This is a genomic window from Halomonas alimentaria, from assembly GCF_009902005.1.
GTDB lineage: Bacteria > Pseudomonadota > Gammaproteobacteria > Pseudomonadales > Halomonadaceae > Halomonas > Halomonas alimentaria.
Genome location: NZ_WUTT01000001.1, coordinates 2,474,369 through 2,492,927, shown reverse-complemented (window position 1 = coordinate 2,492,927; position 18,559 = coordinate 2,474,369). Strand labels below are relative to the sequence as shown.

Here is an 18,559-nt window from a genome sequence, read left to right as displayed (position 1 = left end):
TCCTTACTTGTGGTCGCTCTTCCTTACCAGGTAGTCCCCCAGGCTCTGGAAGCCCTGCACCATGACCACCAGGATCGCCACGGTGATCAACATGATGGTGGGGTTGAATCGATTGTAGCCGTAGCGGATGCCGAGGTCGCCCAGGCCGCCGCCGCCCACGGCGCCGGCCATGGCCGAGTAGCTCACCAGGGTCACGATGGTGACGGTAAGGGCGGTGAAGATGCCACCCCGTGCCTCGGGCAGCAGCACCTTGAGGATGATCTGCCAGGGGGTGGCGCCCATGGACTGGGCGGCCTCGACCAGGCCCGGGTTGATCTCGTTGAGTGCGCCTTCTACCAGGCGTGCGATGAACGGAATCGCGGCGATGGTCAGCGGCACGGCGGCGGCGTTGGTGCCGATGGAGGTGCCCACCAGCATGCGTGTGAAGGGGATAATCGCCACCATCAGGATGATGAACGGGATCGAGCGGCCGATATTGGTGATGATTCCCAGCGCGCCGTTGAGTGCCGGTTGGGCCAGCACCTGACCAGGGCGGGTGACATAGAGCAGTACCCCCAGCGGGATGCCCACCAGGGCCGAGATCACCCCGGAGATGGCTACCATATAGAGGGTGTCGAGGGTCGCCTCGAGGATCAGTTCAAGCATTGCGCTGGACATGGCCAAGCACCTCCACCTGCAGGTCGTGGGATTCGAGATAGTCGAGGGCCTCGCGGGTCTTCTCCGCCGGGCCCATCAGTTCGGCGATCATCAGGCCCAGGGTGCGCTCCTGGATCGACTCCACCTTGGCCTGCAGGATGCTGACATCGACGCCGCACTCCCGGGCCAGGCGCGACACCAGCGGCGAGGCCACGGCGTCGCCGCGGAAGGCCAGGCGCACCACCGGGTGGGTGTTGTGGCCCGGGGACGCCTCGAGTCGCTCGATCAGTGCCCGCGGTGGCTCCAGCTTGAGGAAGTCGTTGAGGAACTCGCGGCCCAGCCGCGTCTGCGGGGCGGTAAAGAAGTCGCCCACGTCAGCCTCCTCGACCAGCTCGCCGTCGGAGATCAGGCTCACCCGATGACAGATCGACTTGACCACCTCCATCTCGTGGGTGATCAGCAGGATAGTCAGGCCGAGCTTCTGGTTGATGTCGCGCAGCAGGGCCAGGATCGACCCGGTGGTCTGTGGGTCGAGTGCCGAGGTGGCCTCGTCGCACAGCAGTACCTTGGGACGGCTGGCGAGTGCCCGGGCGATGGCCACGCGCTGCTTCTGGCCGCCGGAGAGCTGGGCCGGATACTGGCTGGCCTTGTCGGCGAGTCCTACCAACTCCAGCAGCGGGGTGACCCGCTCGCGGATCTCGCCGCGCGGCATGCCCATCAGCTCCAGGGGCAGGGCCACATTGGCGAAGACAGTGCGGTTGGTCAGCAGGTTGAAATGCTGGAAGATCATGCCCATGCCATGGCGCGCCTGGTTGAGCGCCTGGCGCGACAGGCCGGTGAGTTCGCGGCCGTCGACGGTGACGGTGCCGGTGGTCGGGCGTTCGAGAAGGTTGACGCAGCGGATCAGCGTCGACTTGCCGGCCCCGGAGAGACCGATCACGCCGTGGATGCGGCCCGCGGGCACGTGGAAGTCGACGTGCTTGAGCGCCGGCACGGTCCTGGCGATGCCGCCGTGTCGGCCCTTGAGCACATAGGTCTTGGAAACGTTGTCGAGTCGGATCATGGATGCCACCGCTGTGGGCGCCGAGGCGGGCGGTGCAGGGCAGGGGCCAAAAAAAGGCCACCCTGGCGGGTGGCCATCAACGCTGGACACACCCTTTTAGCTGCACTTCACGCCATGACCGAGTCATGTCGCGGGCGCCCGCAAGCCGGGTTCAAATCGGCGCCATTCAATGTAGCCGGCAAGCATAGGGGCAGGCCATGGGCCTGTCAATAACGCCGACGGGCTACCTGGTCTCTTGTCATTAATGTCGAAATATCCTTTGTCGATGTCGAAGGATTTGGTGGATCTTGTGGTATCCGGCGGCAATGGACGCGAGCGCGACGAATTGCCTACACTCGTCCTCCTTTCCAAGCCCCGTGTGGGCGCCAGTTGTCAGGAGCCGTCATGTTCACCGGTATCGTCCAGGGCACCGCCGAGGTGGTGGCCATCCAGGAGGCCGAGGCCTTCCGTACCCATGTCGTCGCGCTGCCCGGGAGCCTGGGGGAGGAGCTCGCGATCGGGGCCTCGGTGGCCCATAACGGCGTCTGTCTTACGGCGACCGCCATCGATGGTGAACGCGTCAGCTTCGACCTGATGCGCGAGACGCTGCGCGTCACCAATCTCGGTGAGCTGGCGGTGGGGGATCGGGTCAACATCGAGCGGGCCGCGCGCTTCGGTGACGAGATAGGCGGGCACGCCATGTCGGGACACATCATGGCCCAGGCCGAGCTGGTCGAGCTCGACGAGGCGCCCAACAATCGGCGGCTGTGGTTCGAGCTACCCCATGCCCTGGGTCGCTTCCTGTTCGCCAAGGGCTATATCGGCGTCGACGGGGCGAGCCTGACCATCGGCGAGGTGCGTCGTGCCACGGCCGAGCATGGCCCGCGCTTCTGCGTCGACCTGATACCCGAGACCCTGCACCGCACCATCCTGGGCGTGCGCGTGCCCGGCGATCGGGTCAATATCGAGATCGACCCCCAGACCCAGGCCATCGTCGAGACGGTTGAGCGTGTGCTGGAGACCCGTGGCATCTAGCGTTGGTGGCGGCGGCTGACGCCGCTACCGTCAGCTGCTTAACTTGGCAGACACCGCTGCCTCGCATCGCCGTGAGGCTTTGGGTACCATGTGCGGCTTTTCCGCACCCAGGATCGCAGCACCGTCCACGCGCCCAGGAACGACACCATGCTGAATCGCCTGATCGAACGTCAATTCAAGCTCTCCGAGCACAAGACTTCCGTCAAGACGGAGGTCATCGCGGGGTTCACCACCTTCCTGACGATGGCCTACATCATCTTCGTCAACCCCAGCATCCTCTCCGAGGCGGGCATGGACTACGGTGCGGTGTTCGTCGCCACCTGCCTGGCCGCGGCACTGGGCTGCCTGGTGATGGGGTTGTGGGCCAACTATCCCATCGCCCAGGCCCCGGGCATGGGGCTCAACGCCTTCTTTACCTACGGCGTGGTGCTGGGCATGGGCTACACCTGGGAGGCGGCGCTGGGTGCGGTCTTCTTCTCGGGCCTGACCTTCTTCCTGCTCAGCATCTTCCGGGTGCGCGAGTGGATCATCAACTCGATCCCGCTCTCCCTGCGCCTTGGCATCGCCGCGGGTATCGGTCTGTTCCTGGCGATGATCGCCATGAAGAACGCCGGCATCGTGGTCGCCAACCCGGCCACCTACGTCGCGGTGGGTGACCTCTCCGAACCGTCGGCGCTGTATGCGCTGCTGGGCTTCTTCGTGATCACCGCGCTCTCCTACATGCGTGTCACCGGTGCGGTGATGATCGGCATCCTCGGCATCACCGTGCTGGCCATGGTGCTCGGCCATAACGAGTATGGCGGCCTGATGTCCATGCCGCCCTCCATGGCCCCGACCTTCATGGCCCTGGACCTGGCCGGCGCACTCGATGTGGCGATGCTCAGCGTGATCTTCGCCTTCCTGTTCGTCGACCTCTTCGATACCTCCGGCACGCTGATCGGCGTGGCCCACAAGGGCGGCCTGCTCGACAAGGAGGGCAAGCTGCCGCGCATCGGTCGGGCGATGATGGCCGACAGTACCGCTTCCATGGCCGGCGCCGTGCTGGGCACTTCCACCACCACCAGCTACGTGGAATCCACCGCCGGCATCGCCTCGGGCGGGCGCACCGGCCTGACCGCCGTGGTGGTGGCCGTGCTGTTCCTGATCAGCCTGTTCTTCGCCCCGCTGGCAGGCTCCATTCCGGCCTATGCCACGGCCGGTGCGCTGCTCTATGTAGCGGTGCTGATGGCCGGCAGCCTGGCCCATGCCAACTGGGAAGACCCCACCGACGCCGCCCCGGTGCTGATCGCCGCCCTGGCCATGCCGCTGACCTTCTCCATCGCCGAGGGGATCGCGCTGGGCTTCATCAGCTTCGTTGCCATCAAGGCGCTCTCCGGCCGCTTCCGTGACCTGAATCCGGCGGTGGTCGTGCTGGCCCTGCTGTTCGCCGCCAAGTTCCTGTTCCTCGACTGATCATTCATTACCGGTATCCTCCATGAGCATCTACGGCGACTACATCAAGTCCGTCATCCGCACCGTCCCCGACTGGCCCCAGCCGGGGGTCAACTTCCGGGATATCACGCCGCTGCTGCAGAACAGTGCCGCCTTCCGCAAGCTGGTCGACAGCTTCGTGCACCGCTATCAGGAGATGGATATCGACGCCGTGGCGGCCATCGACGCCCGCGGATTCATCGTCGGCGCGCCCCTGGCCTACGAGTTGGGCTGCAGCTTCGTGCCGGTGCGCAAGAAGGGCAAGCTGCCGTTTCGCACCATCAGCGAGACCTACACCCTGGAGTACGGCGAGGCCGAGGTGGAGCTGCACTCCGACGCCTTCAAGGCGGGCGACCGCATCCTGATCGTCGATGACCTGATCGCCACCGGTGGCACCATGCTGGCCGCCGCCAAGCTGATCAGCCGCAGCGGCGGTCAGGTGGTCGAGACCGCCACCATCGTCGACCTGCCGGACCTCGGCGGATCCCAGCGCATCCGCGAGGCCGGCTACGGCGTCTTTGCCGTCTGTTCCTTCACCGAGGACGAATGATTCCATGAGCAGCAACCGCTACCACCAGCACTTCACCGTCTCCTGGGATCAGCTGCATCGCGACGTGCGCGAGCTCTGCCACCGCCTGGTGGAACGTGACTTCAAGGGCATCGTCGCCATCACCCGTGGCGGCCTGATCCCCGCGGCACTGATCGCCCGGGAGCTCAACGTGCGCCTGATCGATACGGTGTGCATCAAGAGCTACGACCACATGGATCAGGGCGGGCTGGACGTCATGAAGGGCGTCGACCATGACGGCGAGGGCTGGCTGCTGGTCGATGACCTGGTGGACACCGGCAAGACCGCCCGCAAGGTCCGCGAGATGCTGCCCAGGGCACACTTCGTCACCGTCTATGCCAAGCCCGAGGGCAAGCCGCTGGTCGACCAGTACCTCACCGAGGTGGCCCAGGACTGCTGGATCCAGTTCCCCTGGGACATGGGCGTGGCCTACGTCGAGCCGCTGGCCGACCAGGTCAAGCGCTGAGGCGAGGAGGGCAGGGATGGCAGCACCGCTACCCGCCAGCTGGCAGCAGTGGCTCGACGCCGAGTTCGAGGCGCCCTACATGCAGTCGCTGCGTGACTTCCTGGCCGCCGAGAAGGCCGCCAGGAGGGTGATCTACCCCCACTCCTCGGAGTGGTTTCGCGCCTTCGAGCTCACCCCCCTGGAAAGGGTCAAGGTGGTGATCCTCGGCCAGGATCCCTACCACGGACCGGGCCAGGCCCACGGGCTGTGCTTCTCGGTGCGTCCAGGCGTGCGCATCCCGCCGTCGCTGGTCAATATCTACAAGGAATTGCAGGCGGACGTGGGTTTCAGGCCGGTGGATCACGGCAATCTCGAATCCTGGGCGCGCCAGGGGGTGCTGCTGCTCAACACCTCGCTGACGGTGGAGCAGGGCAATGCCGGCTCGCACCGCGGCCGCGGCTGGGAGACCTTCACCGACCACGCCATCGCCACGGTGAGCGAGCATGCCGAGCCCTCGGTGTTCCTGCTCTGGGGCAGCCCGGCCCGCAAGAAGAAGGCACTGATCGATACCTCGCGCCATCTGGTGCTGGAGTCCCCACACCCCTCGCCACTCTCCGCCCACCGCGGCTTCTTCGGCAACCATCACTTCTCCCGTGCCAACGCCTTTCTGGTCGAGCACGGTCGCGAGCCCATCGACTGGCAACTGCCCGAGCAACCGGACGCGCCCACGCCTTAACCTCAACGCAGGATGCGGGTAGAATGGCGCGCAATTTGTCACCGTGGTCCATGCGACCAAGGTCGACCGGTTTCCGTCGCCCGCCAACCCCCGTCGCACCAGTGAAGAGGTCCCGACCATGAGCGTCCACGCCATCCAGCACCCCCTGGTCCAGCACAAGCTGGGCTTGATGCGTGAAGCTGGTATCAGCACCAAGAGTTTTCGCGAACTGGCCGGTGAGCTGGCCAAGCTGCTCACCTACGAGGCGACCCAGGACCTTGAGCTCCAGGAGCAGGAGATCGACGGCTGGAGCGGCAACAAGATCCCGGTACAGCTGCTCAAGGGCAAGAAGGTCACCATCGTGCCGATCCTGCGCGCCGGCCTGGGCATGCTCGACGGCGTCACCGACCTGATCCCCAGCGCGCGGATCAGCGTGGTGGGTCTCTATCGCGACGAGGAGACCCTCGAGCCGGTGCCCTACTTCGCCAAGTTCGCCAATGATCTGGACGAGCGCATGGCCATCGTCATCGACCCCATGCTGGCCACCGGCGGCACCATGGTGGCGACCCTGGACATGCTGCGCGAACGGGGCTGCAAGCATATGAAGGTGATCGTCCTGGTGGCGGCGCCCGAGGGGATCAAGCGGGTGCAGGAGGCCTATCCCGACATCGAGATCTATACCGCCGGGGTGGATGAGCGCCTCGACGAGAATGGCTATATCGTCCCGGGCCTGGGCGATGCCGGTGACAAGATCTTCGGTACTCGCTGACCCCTTTCGAACCTCTCATCACGCCCCTGAGACCTCGCTCCAGGGGCGTTTTCATGGAGACCCGTCATATGAGTGATACCCCTGCGGCCGGCTCGCGGCCCGTCGACTCCCTGCCACGTACCCTGCTCACCGGCGTGCAGATGCTGTTCGTCGCCTTCGGCGCCCTGGTGCTGGTGCCGCTGCTCACCGGCCTCGATCCCAGCGTAGCCCTGTTTACCGCGGGTATCGGCACGCTGCTGTTCCATGGGGTGACGAAGCTGACGGTGCCGGTCTTCCTGGCCTCGTCGTTCGCCTTTATCGCGCCGATCCAGGGCTCCATCGCCAACTTCGGTGTGTCGGCCACCATGGGCGGGCTGATGGCCGCCGGCCTGGTCTACGTGGCGATCTCCCAGGCCGTGCGCCTCAAGGGCACCGCCTGGTTGCATCGCCTGTTGCCACCGGTGGTGGTGGGACCGGTGATCATGGTGATCGGCCTGGCACTGGCACCGGTGGCGGTGAGCATGGCGACCGGTGAGACCAGCGACCATATCGATTACGGCCCGGCACTCTTCCTGTCCATGACGAGCCTGCTGGTGACTCTGGTGCTGGCGGTCTTCGGTCGTGGCATCGTGCGCCTGGTCCCGATCATGGGGGGCATCGTCACTGGCTATGTGCTGGCGCTGATGATGGGGCTGGTGGACTTCTCGCCGGTGCGCGAGGCGGCCTGGTTGGCGATCCCCGAGTTCACCGCGCCGAGCTTCCACTGGGCGGCGATCCTGTTCATGATCCCGGTGGCCATCGCCCCGGCGGTGGAGCATATCGGCGACATGGTGGCGATCGGTTCGGTGACGCGCCAGAACTACCTGCAGAAGCCGGGCCTGCATCGCACCCTGCTCGGTGATGGCCTGGCCACCACCGCCGCGGCGCTGTTCGGCGGGCCGCCCAACACCACCTATTCCGAGGTGACTGGGGCGGTGACCCTGACCCGCGCTTTCGACCCGCGCATCATGCTGGTGGCCGCCTGCACCGCCATCACCCTGGCCTTCATCGCCAAGCTGGGAGCGCTGCTGCAGACCATCCCCGGGCCCGTGATGGGAGGGATCATGACGCTGCTGTTCGGCTCCATTGCCGTGGTGGGCATGAACACCCTGGTGCGTGCCGGCCACTCGCTGACCGCGCCGCGCAACCTGGTGGTGATCTCGCTGATTCTGGTGTTCGGCATCGGTGGCATGCAGGTGGGTGGTGGCCAGTTCACCCTGCAGGGGGTGAGCCTGGCCGCCCTGGTGGGCATCGTCCTGAACTGGGTGCTGCCCGGCGCCGAGGAGGAGTAGGAGCACGATTTATCGCGCGATACATCGCGCTCCTACGAGTCGGGTTGCTCTGGCATCCTCTGACGCAGGCAGTTAGCGCTCTTCAGTCCCGATAGCGGCGGGTCAGGTCGCCGTAGGCGTCGACGCGGCGGTCTCGCAGATACGGCCAGATCCGCCGCACGTCCTCGCCGCGGTCCATGTCCAGGGTCACCAGCAGGCGCTCGGCCTGGGTGCCGGCGTGGGCCAGCAGCTCCCCCTGGGGGCCGGCGATGAAGCTGCCGCCCCAGAAGTCGACGCCGCGGCCGACCCCGGAGTGGTCGGGCTCGTGGTCGACGCGGTTGGCCACCACCACCGGCACGCCGTTGGCCACTGCGTGGCTGCGCTGGATCAGGGTCCAGGCGTCCTTCTGACGCGCCTTCTCGTCATCGTCGTCGGCGGGGTCCCAGCCGATGGCGGTGGGGTAGAGCAGCAGCTCCGCTCCGGCCAGGGCCATCAGGCGCGCTGCTTCCGGGTACCACTGGTCCCAGCACACCAGCACGCCGAGCCGGCCTACCGAGGTGTCGATGGGGGCGAAGCCCTGGCCGGTGCCATCGGCGTCCCCCGGCGTGAAGTAGAACTTCTCGTAGAAGCCCGGATCGTCGGGGATGTGCATCTTGCGGTAGTGGCCCACGGCGCCCAGCTTGCGGTCATAGATCACTGCGGTGTTGTGGTAGAGGCCGGCGGCGCGGCGCTCGAACAGCGAGCCCACCAGCACGATATCGAGCTCGGCGGCCAGTGCTGCGAGGCGGGTCCCGGTGGGGCCGTCCAGCGGCTCGGCCAGGTCGAAGAGTTCGGTGTCTTCGTACTGGCAGAAGTAGTGGGTGGCGTGCAGCTCCTGGAGCATGACCAGCTCGGCGCCGGCGGCGGCCAGCTCGCGGATGCCGGCCTCGCTCTCGGCGAGGCTTCTGGCCTTGTCAGGCCAGGCGGGCTGCTGGACCAGGCCGACCTTCAGATGACGGGACATGTTGAGTTCTCCTCGTTATGTTTTGCTCGAGGCGTATCCGGCGATAGCCTCACATTCTCTACAACCTATCCCCGGGCCTCTCGTTTAGTCCTGGTCAGTCGCCTGGATGTTCAGGCTGCCACTGGGCAGCTGCATGGTCAGGCAGTGCAGGCTGCCGTGCTGGCGGATCACGCTGCGACAGTCGATGGGCACGATATCCCGCTCCGGAAAGGCCTCGGCCAGGGCATTCAATGCCCGGGTGTCGGCGGCGTCGCCGTAGGTGGGCACCAGCACGGCGCCGTTGATGATCAGGAAGTTGGCATAGGTGGCCGGCAGGCGGTGGCCGTCCTCGGGATCCAGGCAGGCTTTGGGCCAGGGCAGGGGCACCAGACGGTAGGGCTGGCCGTCGGCGCGGCGCAGCGCCTTGAGCTCCGCCTCCATGGCGGCAAGCGCCGGGTAGTGGGGATCCTGCTCGTCGTCGCAATGCACGTAGGCGATGGTGGCCGGGTCGCAGAAGCGCGCCAGGGTATCCACGTGGCTGTCGGTGTCGTCGCCCTCCAGGTGCCCGTGGGACAGCCACAGCACCCGCGTCACGCCGAAGTCCGCGTGGAGCCACTCCTCCACGGCGCGGCGGTCGAGCCCGGGGTTGCGATTGGGGTTGAGCAGGCAGGCCTCGGTGGTGAGCAGGGTACCCTCGCCGTCGCTCTCGATGGCGCCGCCCTCCAGTACCAGGCCACGCTCGCTGACCGGGCAGGCGTAGGCGCCGGCTGCGGCGAGGCGGCGGGTCAGGGTGTTGTCCCTGGCGGCGGGAAACTTACCGCCCCAGCCGGTGAATACATAGTCGTTCAGTACCAGCTTGCCGTCGCACTCCACGGCCAGGGGGCCATGGTCGCGGGCCCAGGTGTCGTCCGCCTCGGCGACCACCAGCGTCAGCCGCTCGGCAGGGACACCCAGCAGGGAGAAGCGTCGCGCGAGGTGGGTGCGGACAAGCGTGGTGGGCACGCTGATCAGCACGCTCTCGTAGCGGGCGATGGCGACCACCATCGCCTCCAGGGTCGCCTCGATGCGCTCCAGCATCGATGCCCAATCGCTCTCCGGGCCGGGCCAGGTCAGTTGGACGGCATCCTGGGGATGCCACTCGGGGAGCAGGCGTGTGGCCATCGGGTCATGTCCCTGATCGTGGGGTGTCAGGCGGCGAATGTAGGCGGCCCGGTCGCGCTATGCAAGCGCACAGGACGGCACAGCCCCGGGTGGTCTTCGCCCCGGGCGGTGGTATCCTGATGGCAACGTCGACCGTTCCGGGGTCGCTAAGGAGTCGCATGCGCGCCAGTTCCCTGCTTTCCGTGATCACCTTGCTTGGTCTGATGCTCGGCGGCTGTACCTCGCTTCCCGACCGTGAAACGGTGGCCAGCACCTCGAACGAGTGGCTGACGCGTTCCGGCGAGGCGATCAGCGCCCAGGGTCAGCGCCTTGCAGGACTCTTCGGACGCGATGATGCGGAACAGGCGGCGCTGGCCCGGGAGCGTCGCGAAGAGCGTCAGGCGCTGTTCGACCAGCCCTACATCGATCCGTTGACCCGCTATCTGGAGAAGCATGGCGAGGATCCTCGCTATGCCGAGGTGCTGACCGATATCTCGCAGGAGCGTGATCGCCGCTGTGCGGCCGTCGCCGACGAGTATGCCGAGCGCCCCGTCAGTCGTGAGACCCTGGCTCGCTTTCGGCGCGGCTACCTCTACTCCTGCCCCGCCGAGGTCAATGCCTTCTATTCACGGGTGCGCCAGCAGGAGGCACGCCGTGCCGCCGCGGCACCCGCACCCGATGCCGTCGAGATGCCTGCCGAGCCCCTGGCGGAGCGCGACGAGCGAGTCGAGGAGGCGGTGGATCGGCGCCAGGCCAACGACTGCTACCTGCTGTTCACCATTCGCAACCTGGGCAAGGCTCGCGAGGCCTGCCGGGTTCCCGCCGAACAGGATGACCCCCGTGCCCAGCGACACATGGGCAGCATGGCCGAACTGGCTGGCGAACGGGAGGAGGCGTTGCGCTGGTACCGGCGTGCCGTGAGCAACGGCGATGACCAGGCCAGGGAGCGGCTCGAGGCACTCACCGCCTCGCCTGGCGATGCGGGCATCGAGGGCACCCGGTGAGACGTCAGCGCCCCGTCCTCGGGCGCCGCCCCCTGATCATGCTGCTGCTGGCGCTGCTGGTGGCGCTGTTCTTCGGTGGCATGTGGCTGCTCTCGACCCTCAATCTGCGCTATGCGGAGGGTGCGCTCGCGGAGCTGCGTGAGCGGCAGATCGTCGATACCTTCCACGCCAACCTCGACCGCATCGATGCCCACCATCGGCGCATGGAGCAGAACAGCCGCGGGTTGGCCCGGGCGGGTTTACTGCTTGCCGAGATGGAGGCGGGCGAGGCCAGGGTATCCGAGGCCCTGGAGCAGGCCCTGGCAGAGTTTCCCGACGCCCGGGGAGCTACCCTGTGGTTGACCCGGTCGGCGCGCCCCGTCGCGATGTTCGCGCGTCGCGAGGAGCAGCGTGTGGTGGTCGAGCCACTGGAGTCCGGCTGGGCCCAGGCGGAGTGGTTGCAGAGCCGCCTTGATGGCTGGCGCGAGGGCAACCCCCAGCCACACTGGACCGCTACCTACTTCAAGCCGCGTATCGACGATGCGGTGATCAGCGTCAGTGCGCCGATTCTCGATGCGGCGGGGCGCGTGCTCGGCATGGCCGCCAGCGACTGGGTGGCCGATGACATCATCGGCCTGGTCAGCGATGTGCAGGTTACCCCCAGCACCTTCGCCTTCCTGGTCGATCGCGAGAATCGCAACCTCTCCAGCCTGGCCCGTGCCGAGGACCTGCAGCGAGCCCAGCGCCTCATCGAGGAGGTGTCGGCGCTGGAGCTGCACCGTGACGCCGACAAACTGGCCGCCGTGGAGGGCATGGTGCGGCGCGATCTCGCCCTCGGGGGAGAGCCCTGGTCGCTCTATCACGATACCTCCCGCGCCGGCATGGTCTTCGGTATCGCCGTGCCCCAGGCCGAGATCGATGCCGTCCTGGCCCCCATGCGCGGGGTCAACCTGCAGCTGTTGGTCGGCATCGGCCTGGCCCTGCTGGTGCTGGCGGGGGTGATCCTGTTCCTGGTGGCGGGGCTGCTGCGCCAGCTGCGCACTCTCTATACCGATCCGCTGACCCGGCTGCCCAACCGCGCGCGACTGCTGGCCGACCTCGAGGCGGGCCGGGCGGGTTCGCTGATGCTGGTCAATGTCGACGGCTTCAAGCAGATCAACGACCTCTTCGGCCATCGCTGCGGTGACCGGGTGATCCAGCACCTGGCGACGCGTCTCGAAGAGTTGTTGAAGGCGAGTGGTTGGCGCAATTGCCGGCTCTATCGCATGCCCGGTGACGAGCAGGCGGTGTGGCTCCCCGGTGCCGTGGCAGATGACACCCTGCAGGCGACTGTCGAATCTCTCTACCACTCCCTGAGCGGCCTGCGGCTCGACTGGCGGGGGCAGGAACTGCCGCTGCAGATGACTCTGGGCGTGGCCTCGAGCTGGCAGTTGGAGCGCGGCAGCGATGGCGACGAGACCCTGCTTTCGTCGGCCAACATCGCCCTCAAGCAGGCCCGCGGAGAGCAGCGGCCCTTCGCCTTCTATGATCCGGCCACCCGGGTGCGCCGCGACTATGAGCGCAACCTGGCCTGGGCCAATCGGCTGGCCGAGGCCCTCGATGATGGCCGGGTCGTGGCCTATTTCCAGCCGATTCTCGAGGTGGCGAGCGGGCGGGTCGGCAAGTTTGAATGCCTGGTGCGGATGCTGGATGAAGAGGGCAGCCCGGTCAGTCCCGGCGTCTTCCTCGAGGTGGCCCGGCGCAGTCGGCTCTACCGCCGGCTGACGCTGACCATGATCGATCGCTGCCTGACGGCCATGGCCGAGAGTCCCCACGAGTTCTCCTTGAACTTCTCCGGCGAGGATATCGCCGATGCCGAGATCAGCGAGGTGCTGCTGGCGCGGGTGGCCGAGAGTGGCGCCGGCGAGCGGCTGATCTTCGAGATCCTCGAATCCGAGGGTATCGATAACTATGCCGTGGTCAGCGCCTTCATCGAGCGGGCCAAGGCGCTTGGGGTGCGCATCGCCATCGATGACTTCGGCAGCGGTTACTCGAACTTCGAGCATCTGCTTCGTCTCGACGTGGACCTGCTCAAGATCGATGGCAGCCTGGTGCGTCAGGTCGATACCGACGCCGATGCCGAGACCCTGATCCGCGGTATCGTGGGGTTCGCCCGCGAACTGGGCATCGCCACGGTGGCGGAGTTCGTGCACAGCGAGGCGGTGCTGTCACGGGTGCGCGCCCTGGGTGTGGATTTCGCCCAGGGCGCCTGCATCGGCATGCCCGAGCCGCATCCCGAGTTCGCGGCTGCCATCGGCGAGAGCCGTGCAAATCCCGTGGATTAGCGCTTCCCGGCGATGCAGCGCCAAGGCAAAAGCCTTACCATGGGCGCCCGCCGCCTTGCTGCAGGGCTAATGCCGCCTTGCTACAGGGCCATCGCCGACAAGGAACGCCATCAATGCTGGATAGACTGCCCTTCCTGATCGGGTTGCGCTATGTGCGCGCCAAGCGCCGCAACCACTTCATCTCCTTCATATCGCTGACCTCCATGCTGGGCCTGATGCTCGGTGTGGCCGTGCTGATCCTGGTGCTCTCGGTGATGAACGGCTTCGATCACGAGTTGCGCACACGGATCCTCGGTATGGTGCCCCACACCAAGATCGAGTCACGCACCGGCATGGTGGAGTGGGAGGCGCTGGCTGAGCGCCTGATGACGCGCGACCGGGTGATCGGTGCCGCCCCCTACGTGGAGCAGCAGGGCATGTTCTCGGTAGGCGGCAGCAACGAGGGCGCCATGGTCAATGGTATCCATCCCGAGTGGGAGGATCGGGTGTCGATCATCGGCGAGAACATGCAGCAGGGCAGTCTAGCCGACCTCGAGTCCGGCGAGTGGAACATCGTGCTCGGCTCGATCCTGGCGCGACGCCTGGGGGTGGGGGTCGGCGACCGGGTCACCCTGCTGGTGCCCGAGGCCTCGATCACCCCGGCCGGGGTCTTCCCTCGACTCAAGCGCTTCAATGTCAGCGGTATCTTCAGCGTCGGGGCTGATCTCGACGCCGCCCTGGCCTATGCCCATATCGAGGACATGCAGACCCTGGCGCGCCTGGGCGACGCCGTGGGCGGCCTGCGCCTGGAGCTCGATGACCTGTTCGCGGCGAGCGCCGAGACCCGGGCGATCGTCAACGAGCTGGGGCCGGGCTACCGCGGCTACGACTGGACCTTCTCCCACGGCAACCTCTTCCAGGCGATCCAGATGGAGAAGCGCATGATCGCGCTGCTGCTCACGGTGATCATTGCCGTCGCGGCCTTCAATATCGTCTCGACCCTGGTCATGGTGGTTACCGACAAGCACGCCGATATCGCCATCCTGCGCACCATCGGCGCCACGCCGCGCTCGATCATGGGCATCTTCGTGGTCCAGGGCCTGGCCATCGGGGTGATCGGTATCCTGGTGGGCGTGGGGCTCGGGGTGCTGCTGGCACTGACCATCTCCGACATCATCGACTGGGTCGAGGCGGTGTTCGGCATCCAGTTCCTCGACGCCGGTGTCTACTTCATCAGCAATCTTCCCTCGCGGCTGCACTGGGAGGACGTCGGCAATATCGTCGCCGCGGCCCTGGTCCTGACCTTCCTCTCCACCCTCTATCCGGCATGGCGCGCCGCCCGCGTGCAGCCGGCGGAGGTGCTGCGCTATGAGTGATGCCCGCCACGCCCCGAGCCCCCACCAGGAGACAGCCATGCAACGTACCGCCGGGCAGACGATGCTGGAGTGCCACGACCTGACCCGCGTCTACCGCGAGGGGCCTCAGGACATTACCGTGCTCGATGGGCTCACCCTCACCGTCAATGCCGGTGAGCGAGTGGCCATCGTCGGCAGTTCCGGCTCCGGCAAGACCACACTGCTCAATCTGCTGGGCGGGCTCGACCGGCCCAGCCGCGGCGAGGTGCGTATCGCCGGCGAGTCGTTGCTCAACCTCGGTGAGGCCGCACTGGGACGCTTCCGCAACCGTCATATCGGCTTCGTCTACCAGTTCCACCATCTGCTGGCCGAGTTCACCGCGGTGGAGAACGCGGCCCTGCCGCTGATCGTGCGTGGCCAGCGCAAGAAGGTGGCCGAGGCCAGCGCCATGAAGCTGCTGGAGAAGGTGGGCATGGCATCGCGCGCCGACCACAAGCCCGGCGAGCTCTCCGGCGGCGAACGCCAGCGGGTGGCCATCGCCCGTGCACTGGTCACCGATCCCAGCCTGGTGCTGATGGACGAGCCCACCGGCAATCTCGACCAGCACACCGCTGCCGGCATCCTGGCGCTGATGGATGAGCTGGCCCGTACCGCCGCCTGCGCCTTCGTCATCGTCACCCACGACCCTGCCCTGGCCGCCCACCAGGATCGTGTCATGCGCCTCGACGAAGGGAAGCTGAGCGAACAGCCGCGTGCGTCGACCGCGAGCTGAGCCCGTACCGTTCGCCATGCCTGCGGCCGCCTCTCGAGGCGGCCGCCTGCATTGTGGGGGCCTGAGCTGGGGCAGGATGGTGTCGTGCCTGGGGGACTACAGGGCGTCGTCGCAGTCGGCTCGGCGCCGCCGTCGATGGCGGGCCTTCCAACTGCGCGAGATCTGCCAGCGCCACAGCAGCCGCACTGCCAGGTTGGCGACGAGCGCCAGCGCCACCGCCGTGACCACCGAGCCCAGCGCCAGGGAGGGCAGGATGTCGCCCAGCCGTTCGGCGATCCAGTAGGGGGAGAGGCGCTCGGGGGCGTCGCGTGCCGGTACATCCATCAGCCAGGCCCCGAGGCGGTAATTGGCGTAGAAGATCAGCGGCATGGTCAAGGGGTTGGTGACCCAGACCAGGCCCACCGAGAGCGGGAGATTGCAACGTGCCAGCCAGGCGCCGCAGGCCGCCACCGCCATCTGCAGAGGGATCGGCAGCATGGCGCTGAACAGGCCCACCGAGAAGGCGTTGGCCACGCTGCGTCGAGTCAGCACCCATAGTGCGGGATTGCCGATCAGGCCGTTCATGAAGCGCAGCGAGCGCTGTCGCCTCAGGGTATCGGGGTGGGGCATGTAGCGCTGTAGCAGGCGGCGCGGCATGGGCACTGGCTCGCGGCATCGTGACCTGGCCTATTATCCATACAAGGCCGCGTGACCGCACCCGCGGCCTTTCACGCTGCGGGGAGATCGGCCCCGGTTGTCGGAGCCAGGCAATGCCGAGAGGATGGGCACTTCCCCTGGCCCTCGCCGTGCTGTCGGGCATCGGGCTGGGGGCCAGTCCGCCGCCGGGCCTCGCCGAGGGGCTGGGCCTGGTGTTACTGGCTAGCCTGGCGCTACGCTGCAGGGCGGCGGTGGCGGGTGTGCTGCTGGTCTCCTGGATGGCGGGCGCCGTGCTCACGGTGCAGGGCGGGCAGTTGCCGCCCGGATTGGGGGGCGTCGACCTGGTGCTGGAGGGGCGGCTCGAATCGGTGGTGTCGCAGGGGCGGCTGACACGACTCGGCGTGGCCGTGGAGCGGTGTCGGCCCATCGCCTCGCCGCGGCTGCCCTGTGATGAGCTGACACGAGTCCGCCTCAATGCCTATGCGCCGCCGCCCATGCAGAAGGGGGAGCGCTGGGCACTCGCCGTCAGGCTGCGACCCCCCGGCGGGCTCGCCAACCCCGGTACCTTCGACTATCGCGCCTGGCTGTGGCGCGAGGGCATCCAGGCGACCGGCTATGTCCGCGACGCACCGGCTCCGCAACGTTTGGCCACGGCGCCGCCCGACCCTCGGGGCCTGGCACTGGCACTGCTCGACAGGCAACAGCTGCCTCCACTCCCGTCACGCTGGCTGGCGGCCCTGACCCTGGGGGCCGGCGAGCGCCTCTCGGATGAGGACTGGGCGCTGCTCAACGCCACCGGCACCACCCACCTGATGGTGATCTCCGGCCTCCATGTGAGCCTGGTGGCGGCCTTCGTGCTGCTGCTGGGTCGCGGCGTCGCACGCCTGGTGACGCCGGAGCGCTGGCGACTGACGGTATGGCCCTGGTGGCTGGCGGCGTGCGGGGCGAGTGGCTATGCGCTGCTGGCCGGACTCGAGCCACCAGCCCTGCGCGCCTTGACCATGGCCCTGGTGGGCCTCTGGGTAGCCAGCGGGCGCCATGCGCCGGGGCCCTGGCAGGGCTGGTGGCTGGCGCTCGCCCTGGTGCTGTTGATCGACCCGCTCAGCGCCTGGCGGCCGGGACTGTGGCTCTCCTTCGGGGCGGTGGCCATGCTGATCCTCATCTGGCAGGGTCGTCCGCGACCGCGCGGGGTGCGTGGCTGGCTGTGGGGGCTGGTGCGTACCCAACTGCTGCTGGCCCCGGCGATGGCCGCCGCCGTGCTGCTGGCCTTCGATCGTCTGGCTCCGGGGGCACCGCTGGTCAACCTGGTCGCCGTGCCGCTGGTGGGCAGCCTGCTGGTGCCGCTGGGACTGCTGGGGTGGTTGCTGACACCCCTGCCGGGGCTGACACAGGCCTGCTGGTGGCTGTTCGCACGGCTGGCTGAAGGGCTGGCATGGCTGCTGGATGCGGCGGCAGCGTGGCTGCCGCTGTGGCACCCCGAACCCGTCCAGACGCTGCCGGTGGCGCTCGCGCTTCTGGTCCTGGCGATGCTGTGGGGATTGCCCGGCCTGGATCGACGCTTGCGGGTGACGGCCTCGCTGTTGCTGGTGCTGGTCCCGCTGTTGTGGCAGCCCGAGCGCCTGCCGCCCGGTGAGCTGGTGGTCAGGGTTCATGATGTGGGGCAGGGCCAGCTGGTCGAGCTCGCTACCGCGGACTATCGGCTGCTCTACGATACCGGGCCGCGCTTCGCCTCGGGTTTCACGCCGTTGGAAACGCTGTGGCCACCGGGACAAGCCTTCGACACGGTGATCGTCAGCCACGCCGATGGTGATCATGCCGGTGGGGTGGCGGGCCTGGAGGCGCAGCATCGCGTCGAGCACTACCTGGGGCCCCAGGCAGCGCTGCCGGGGACGGGGGGCGAGCCCTGCAGGGCCGGTCGCGAGTGGCGTCGTGACGGCGTCGCTTTCCGCCTGCTGTGGCCACCCCACGATGTAAGGGGGCTCTCGGACAATGACCGCTCCTGCGTGCTTGAGGTCACCGCCGGCGATCATCGCCTGCTGCTGACCGGCGACTTGGGCAAGGCACAGGAGCGGCGGCTGCTGGGCGAGGCCGCTGCTCCCGTGAGCCTGCTGCTCGCCGGTCACCACGGCAGTGCCACCAGTTCGGGTCCGGCGCTGGTGGCGGCGCTCGCCCCTCGCCACCTGGTCTATAGCGTGGGGCGCCATAACCCCTTCGGCCACCCGGCGCCCGAGGTAGTCAGGCGCTTCCGGCGCGCCGGGGTCTGCCAGTGGAGCACCGGCCTGGACGGCGCGCTGACCTTCCGACTCGGCGGTGACGAGCTGTCGATTCCCGAGACGGCCCGGCCCGGCGTTCGGCCCGGTGTCGATTGCGGGCACCTTGCGTTAGAATCGCCGTAAACGCGGCTGGACTCCCGCGGCCA

The 18,559-nt window shown here is 67.5% G+C and carries 17 protein-coding genes; 12 read left to right on the top strand and 5 right to left on the bottom strand.

All coding sequences use genetic code 11. The annotated features are described in order from the left end of the window. Positions 1–3 precede the first annotated feature (3 nt). Both GRB96_RS11795 and GRB96_RS11790 read right to left on the bottom strand, forming a co-directional pair. A complete protein-coding gene (locus tag GRB96_RS11795) occupies positions 4–657 on the bottom strand; it encodes a methionine ABC transporter permease (RefSeq protein ID WP_161432327.1) in 654 nt (217 codons plus the stop codon). Then, a complete protein-coding gene (locus GRB96_RS11790; protein WP_161432326.1) occupies positions 638–1,699 on the bottom strand; it encodes a methionine ABC transporter ATP-binding protein in 1,062 nt (353 codons plus the stop codon). The genes GRB96_RS11795 and GRB96_RS11790 overlap by 20 nt, the downstream gene beginning before the upstream one ends. A gap of 384 nt (positions 1,700–2,083) precedes the next feature. Here GRB96_RS11790 and GRB96_RS11785 point away from each other — a divergent pair, with 384 nt between their 5' ends. From GRB96_RS11785 to GRB96_RS11755, 7 genes are all read left to right on the top strand, one after another. Then, the gene (locus GRB96_RS11785; RefSeq protein WP_161432325.1) at positions 2,084–2,713 is read left to right on the top strand and encodes a riboflavin synthase subunit alpha; all 630 of its coding nucleotides are present in this window, start codon (positions 2,084–2,086) and stop codon (positions 2,711–2,713) included. Positions 2,714–2,860: 147 nt separating this feature from the next. Then, entirely contained in the window at positions 2,861–4,165 is a 1,305-nt protein-coding gene (locus GRB96_RS11780; protein WP_161432324.1) for an NCS2 family permease, read from the top strand. 22 nt (positions 4,166–4,187) lie between these two features. Then, entirely contained in the window at positions 4,188–4,733 is a 546-nt protein-coding gene (locus GRB96_RS11775) for an adenine phosphoribosyltransferase (protein ID WP_161432323.1), read from the top strand. A 4-nt stretch (positions 4,734–4,737) separates the two neighbouring features. Then, positions 4,738–5,217 carry a xanthine phosphoribosyltransferase gene (gpt, locus tag GRB96_RS11770; protein ID WP_161432322.1) on the top strand — a complete coding sequence of 160 codons (480 nt, stop codon included), beginning with the start codon at positions 4,738–4,740 and terminating at the stop codon, positions 5,215–5,217. Between the two features lie 16 nt (positions 5,218–5,233). Continuing rightward, a complete protein-coding gene (gene ung, locus GRB96_RS11765) occupies positions 5,234–5,932 on the top strand; it encodes a uracil-DNA glycosylase (RefSeq protein ID WP_161432321.1) in 699 nt (232 codons plus the stop codon). A gap of 118 nt (positions 5,933–6,050) precedes the next feature. After that, positions 6,051–6,680: a uracil phosphoribosyltransferase gene (gene upp / locus GRB96_RS11760; protein WP_161432320.1), complete on the top strand. Its 630-nt coding sequence runs from the start codon at positions 6,051–6,053 to the stop codon at positions 6,678–6,680. Between the two features lie 68 nt (positions 6,681–6,748). Next, positions 6,749–7,990, top strand: a complete 1,242-nt coding sequence (locus GRB96_RS11755; protein ID WP_161432319.1) for a uracil-xanthine permease family protein — start codon at positions 6,749–6,751, stop codon at positions 7,988–7,990. 82 nt (positions 7,991–8,072) lie between these two features. On the opposite strand, the gene GRB96_RS11750 is transcribed toward GRB96_RS11755, so the two are convergent. Next, positions 8,073–8,972, bottom strand: coding sequence for a carbon-nitrogen hydrolase (locus tag GRB96_RS11750; RefSeq protein ID WP_161432318.1), 900 nt, complete (start codon positions 8,970–8,972; stop codon positions 8,073–8,075). Between the two features lie 84 nt (positions 8,973–9,056). Next, positions 9,057–10,112 (bottom strand): agmatine deiminase family protein, encoded by a 1,056-nt coding sequence (locus GRB96_RS11745; protein WP_161432317.1) that lies wholly within the window; start codon positions 10,110–10,112, stop codon positions 9,057–9,059. Between the two features lie 158 nt (positions 10,113–10,270). On the opposite strand from GRB96_RS11745, the gene GRB96_RS11740 reads away from it, so the two are divergent. The 4 genes from GRB96_RS11740 (at position 10,271) to GRB96_RS11725 (ending at position 15,504) form a co-directional block, all read left to right on the top strand. Further along, on the top strand, positions 10,271–11,095 hold the full coding sequence (locus GRB96_RS11740; RefSeq protein ID WP_161432316.1) for an SEL1-like repeat protein: 825 nt from the start codon (positions 10,271–10,273) through the stop codon (positions 11,093–11,095). Continuing rightward, positions 11,092–13,398, top strand: a complete 2,307-nt coding sequence (locus tag GRB96_RS15810) for an EAL domain-containing protein (protein WP_161432315.1) — start codon at positions 11,092–11,094, stop codon at positions 13,396–13,398. Before GRB96_RS11740 ends, GRB96_RS15810 begins: the two co-directional genes overlap by 4 nt. Before the next feature lie 113 nt (positions 13,399–13,511). Then, positions 13,512–14,753 carry a lipoprotein-releasing ABC transporter permease subunit gene (locus GRB96_RS11730; RefSeq protein ID WP_161432314.1) on the top strand — a complete coding sequence of 414 codons (1,242 nt, stop codon included), beginning with the start codon at positions 13,512–13,514 and terminating at the stop codon, positions 14,751–14,753. Positions 14,754–14,790: 37 nt separating this feature from the next. After that, on the top strand, positions 14,791–15,504 hold the full coding sequence (locus GRB96_RS11725; protein WP_240894159.1) for an ABC transporter ATP-binding protein: 714 nt from the start codon (positions 14,791–14,793) through the stop codon (positions 15,502–15,504). A 96-nt stretch (positions 15,505–15,600) separates the two neighbouring features. Here the strand turns inward: GRB96_RS11725 and GRB96_RS11720 are convergent, their stop codons facing one another. Continuing rightward, complete coding sequence (locus tag GRB96_RS11720) at positions 15,601–16,140, bottom strand: DUF2062 domain-containing protein (RefSeq protein ID WP_161432312.1); 540 nt, start codon at positions 16,138–16,140, stop codon at positions 15,601–15,603. A 113-nt stretch (positions 16,141–16,253) separates the two neighbouring features. Here GRB96_RS11720 and GRB96_RS11715 point away from each other — a divergent pair, with 113 nt between their 5' ends. Then, positions 16,254–18,536: a DNA internalization-related competence protein ComEC/Rec2 gene (locus GRB96_RS11715; protein WP_161432311.1), complete on the top strand. Its 2,283-nt coding sequence runs from the start codon at positions 16,254–16,256 to the stop codon at positions 18,534–18,536. Positions 18,537–18,559 lie beyond the last annotated feature (23 nt).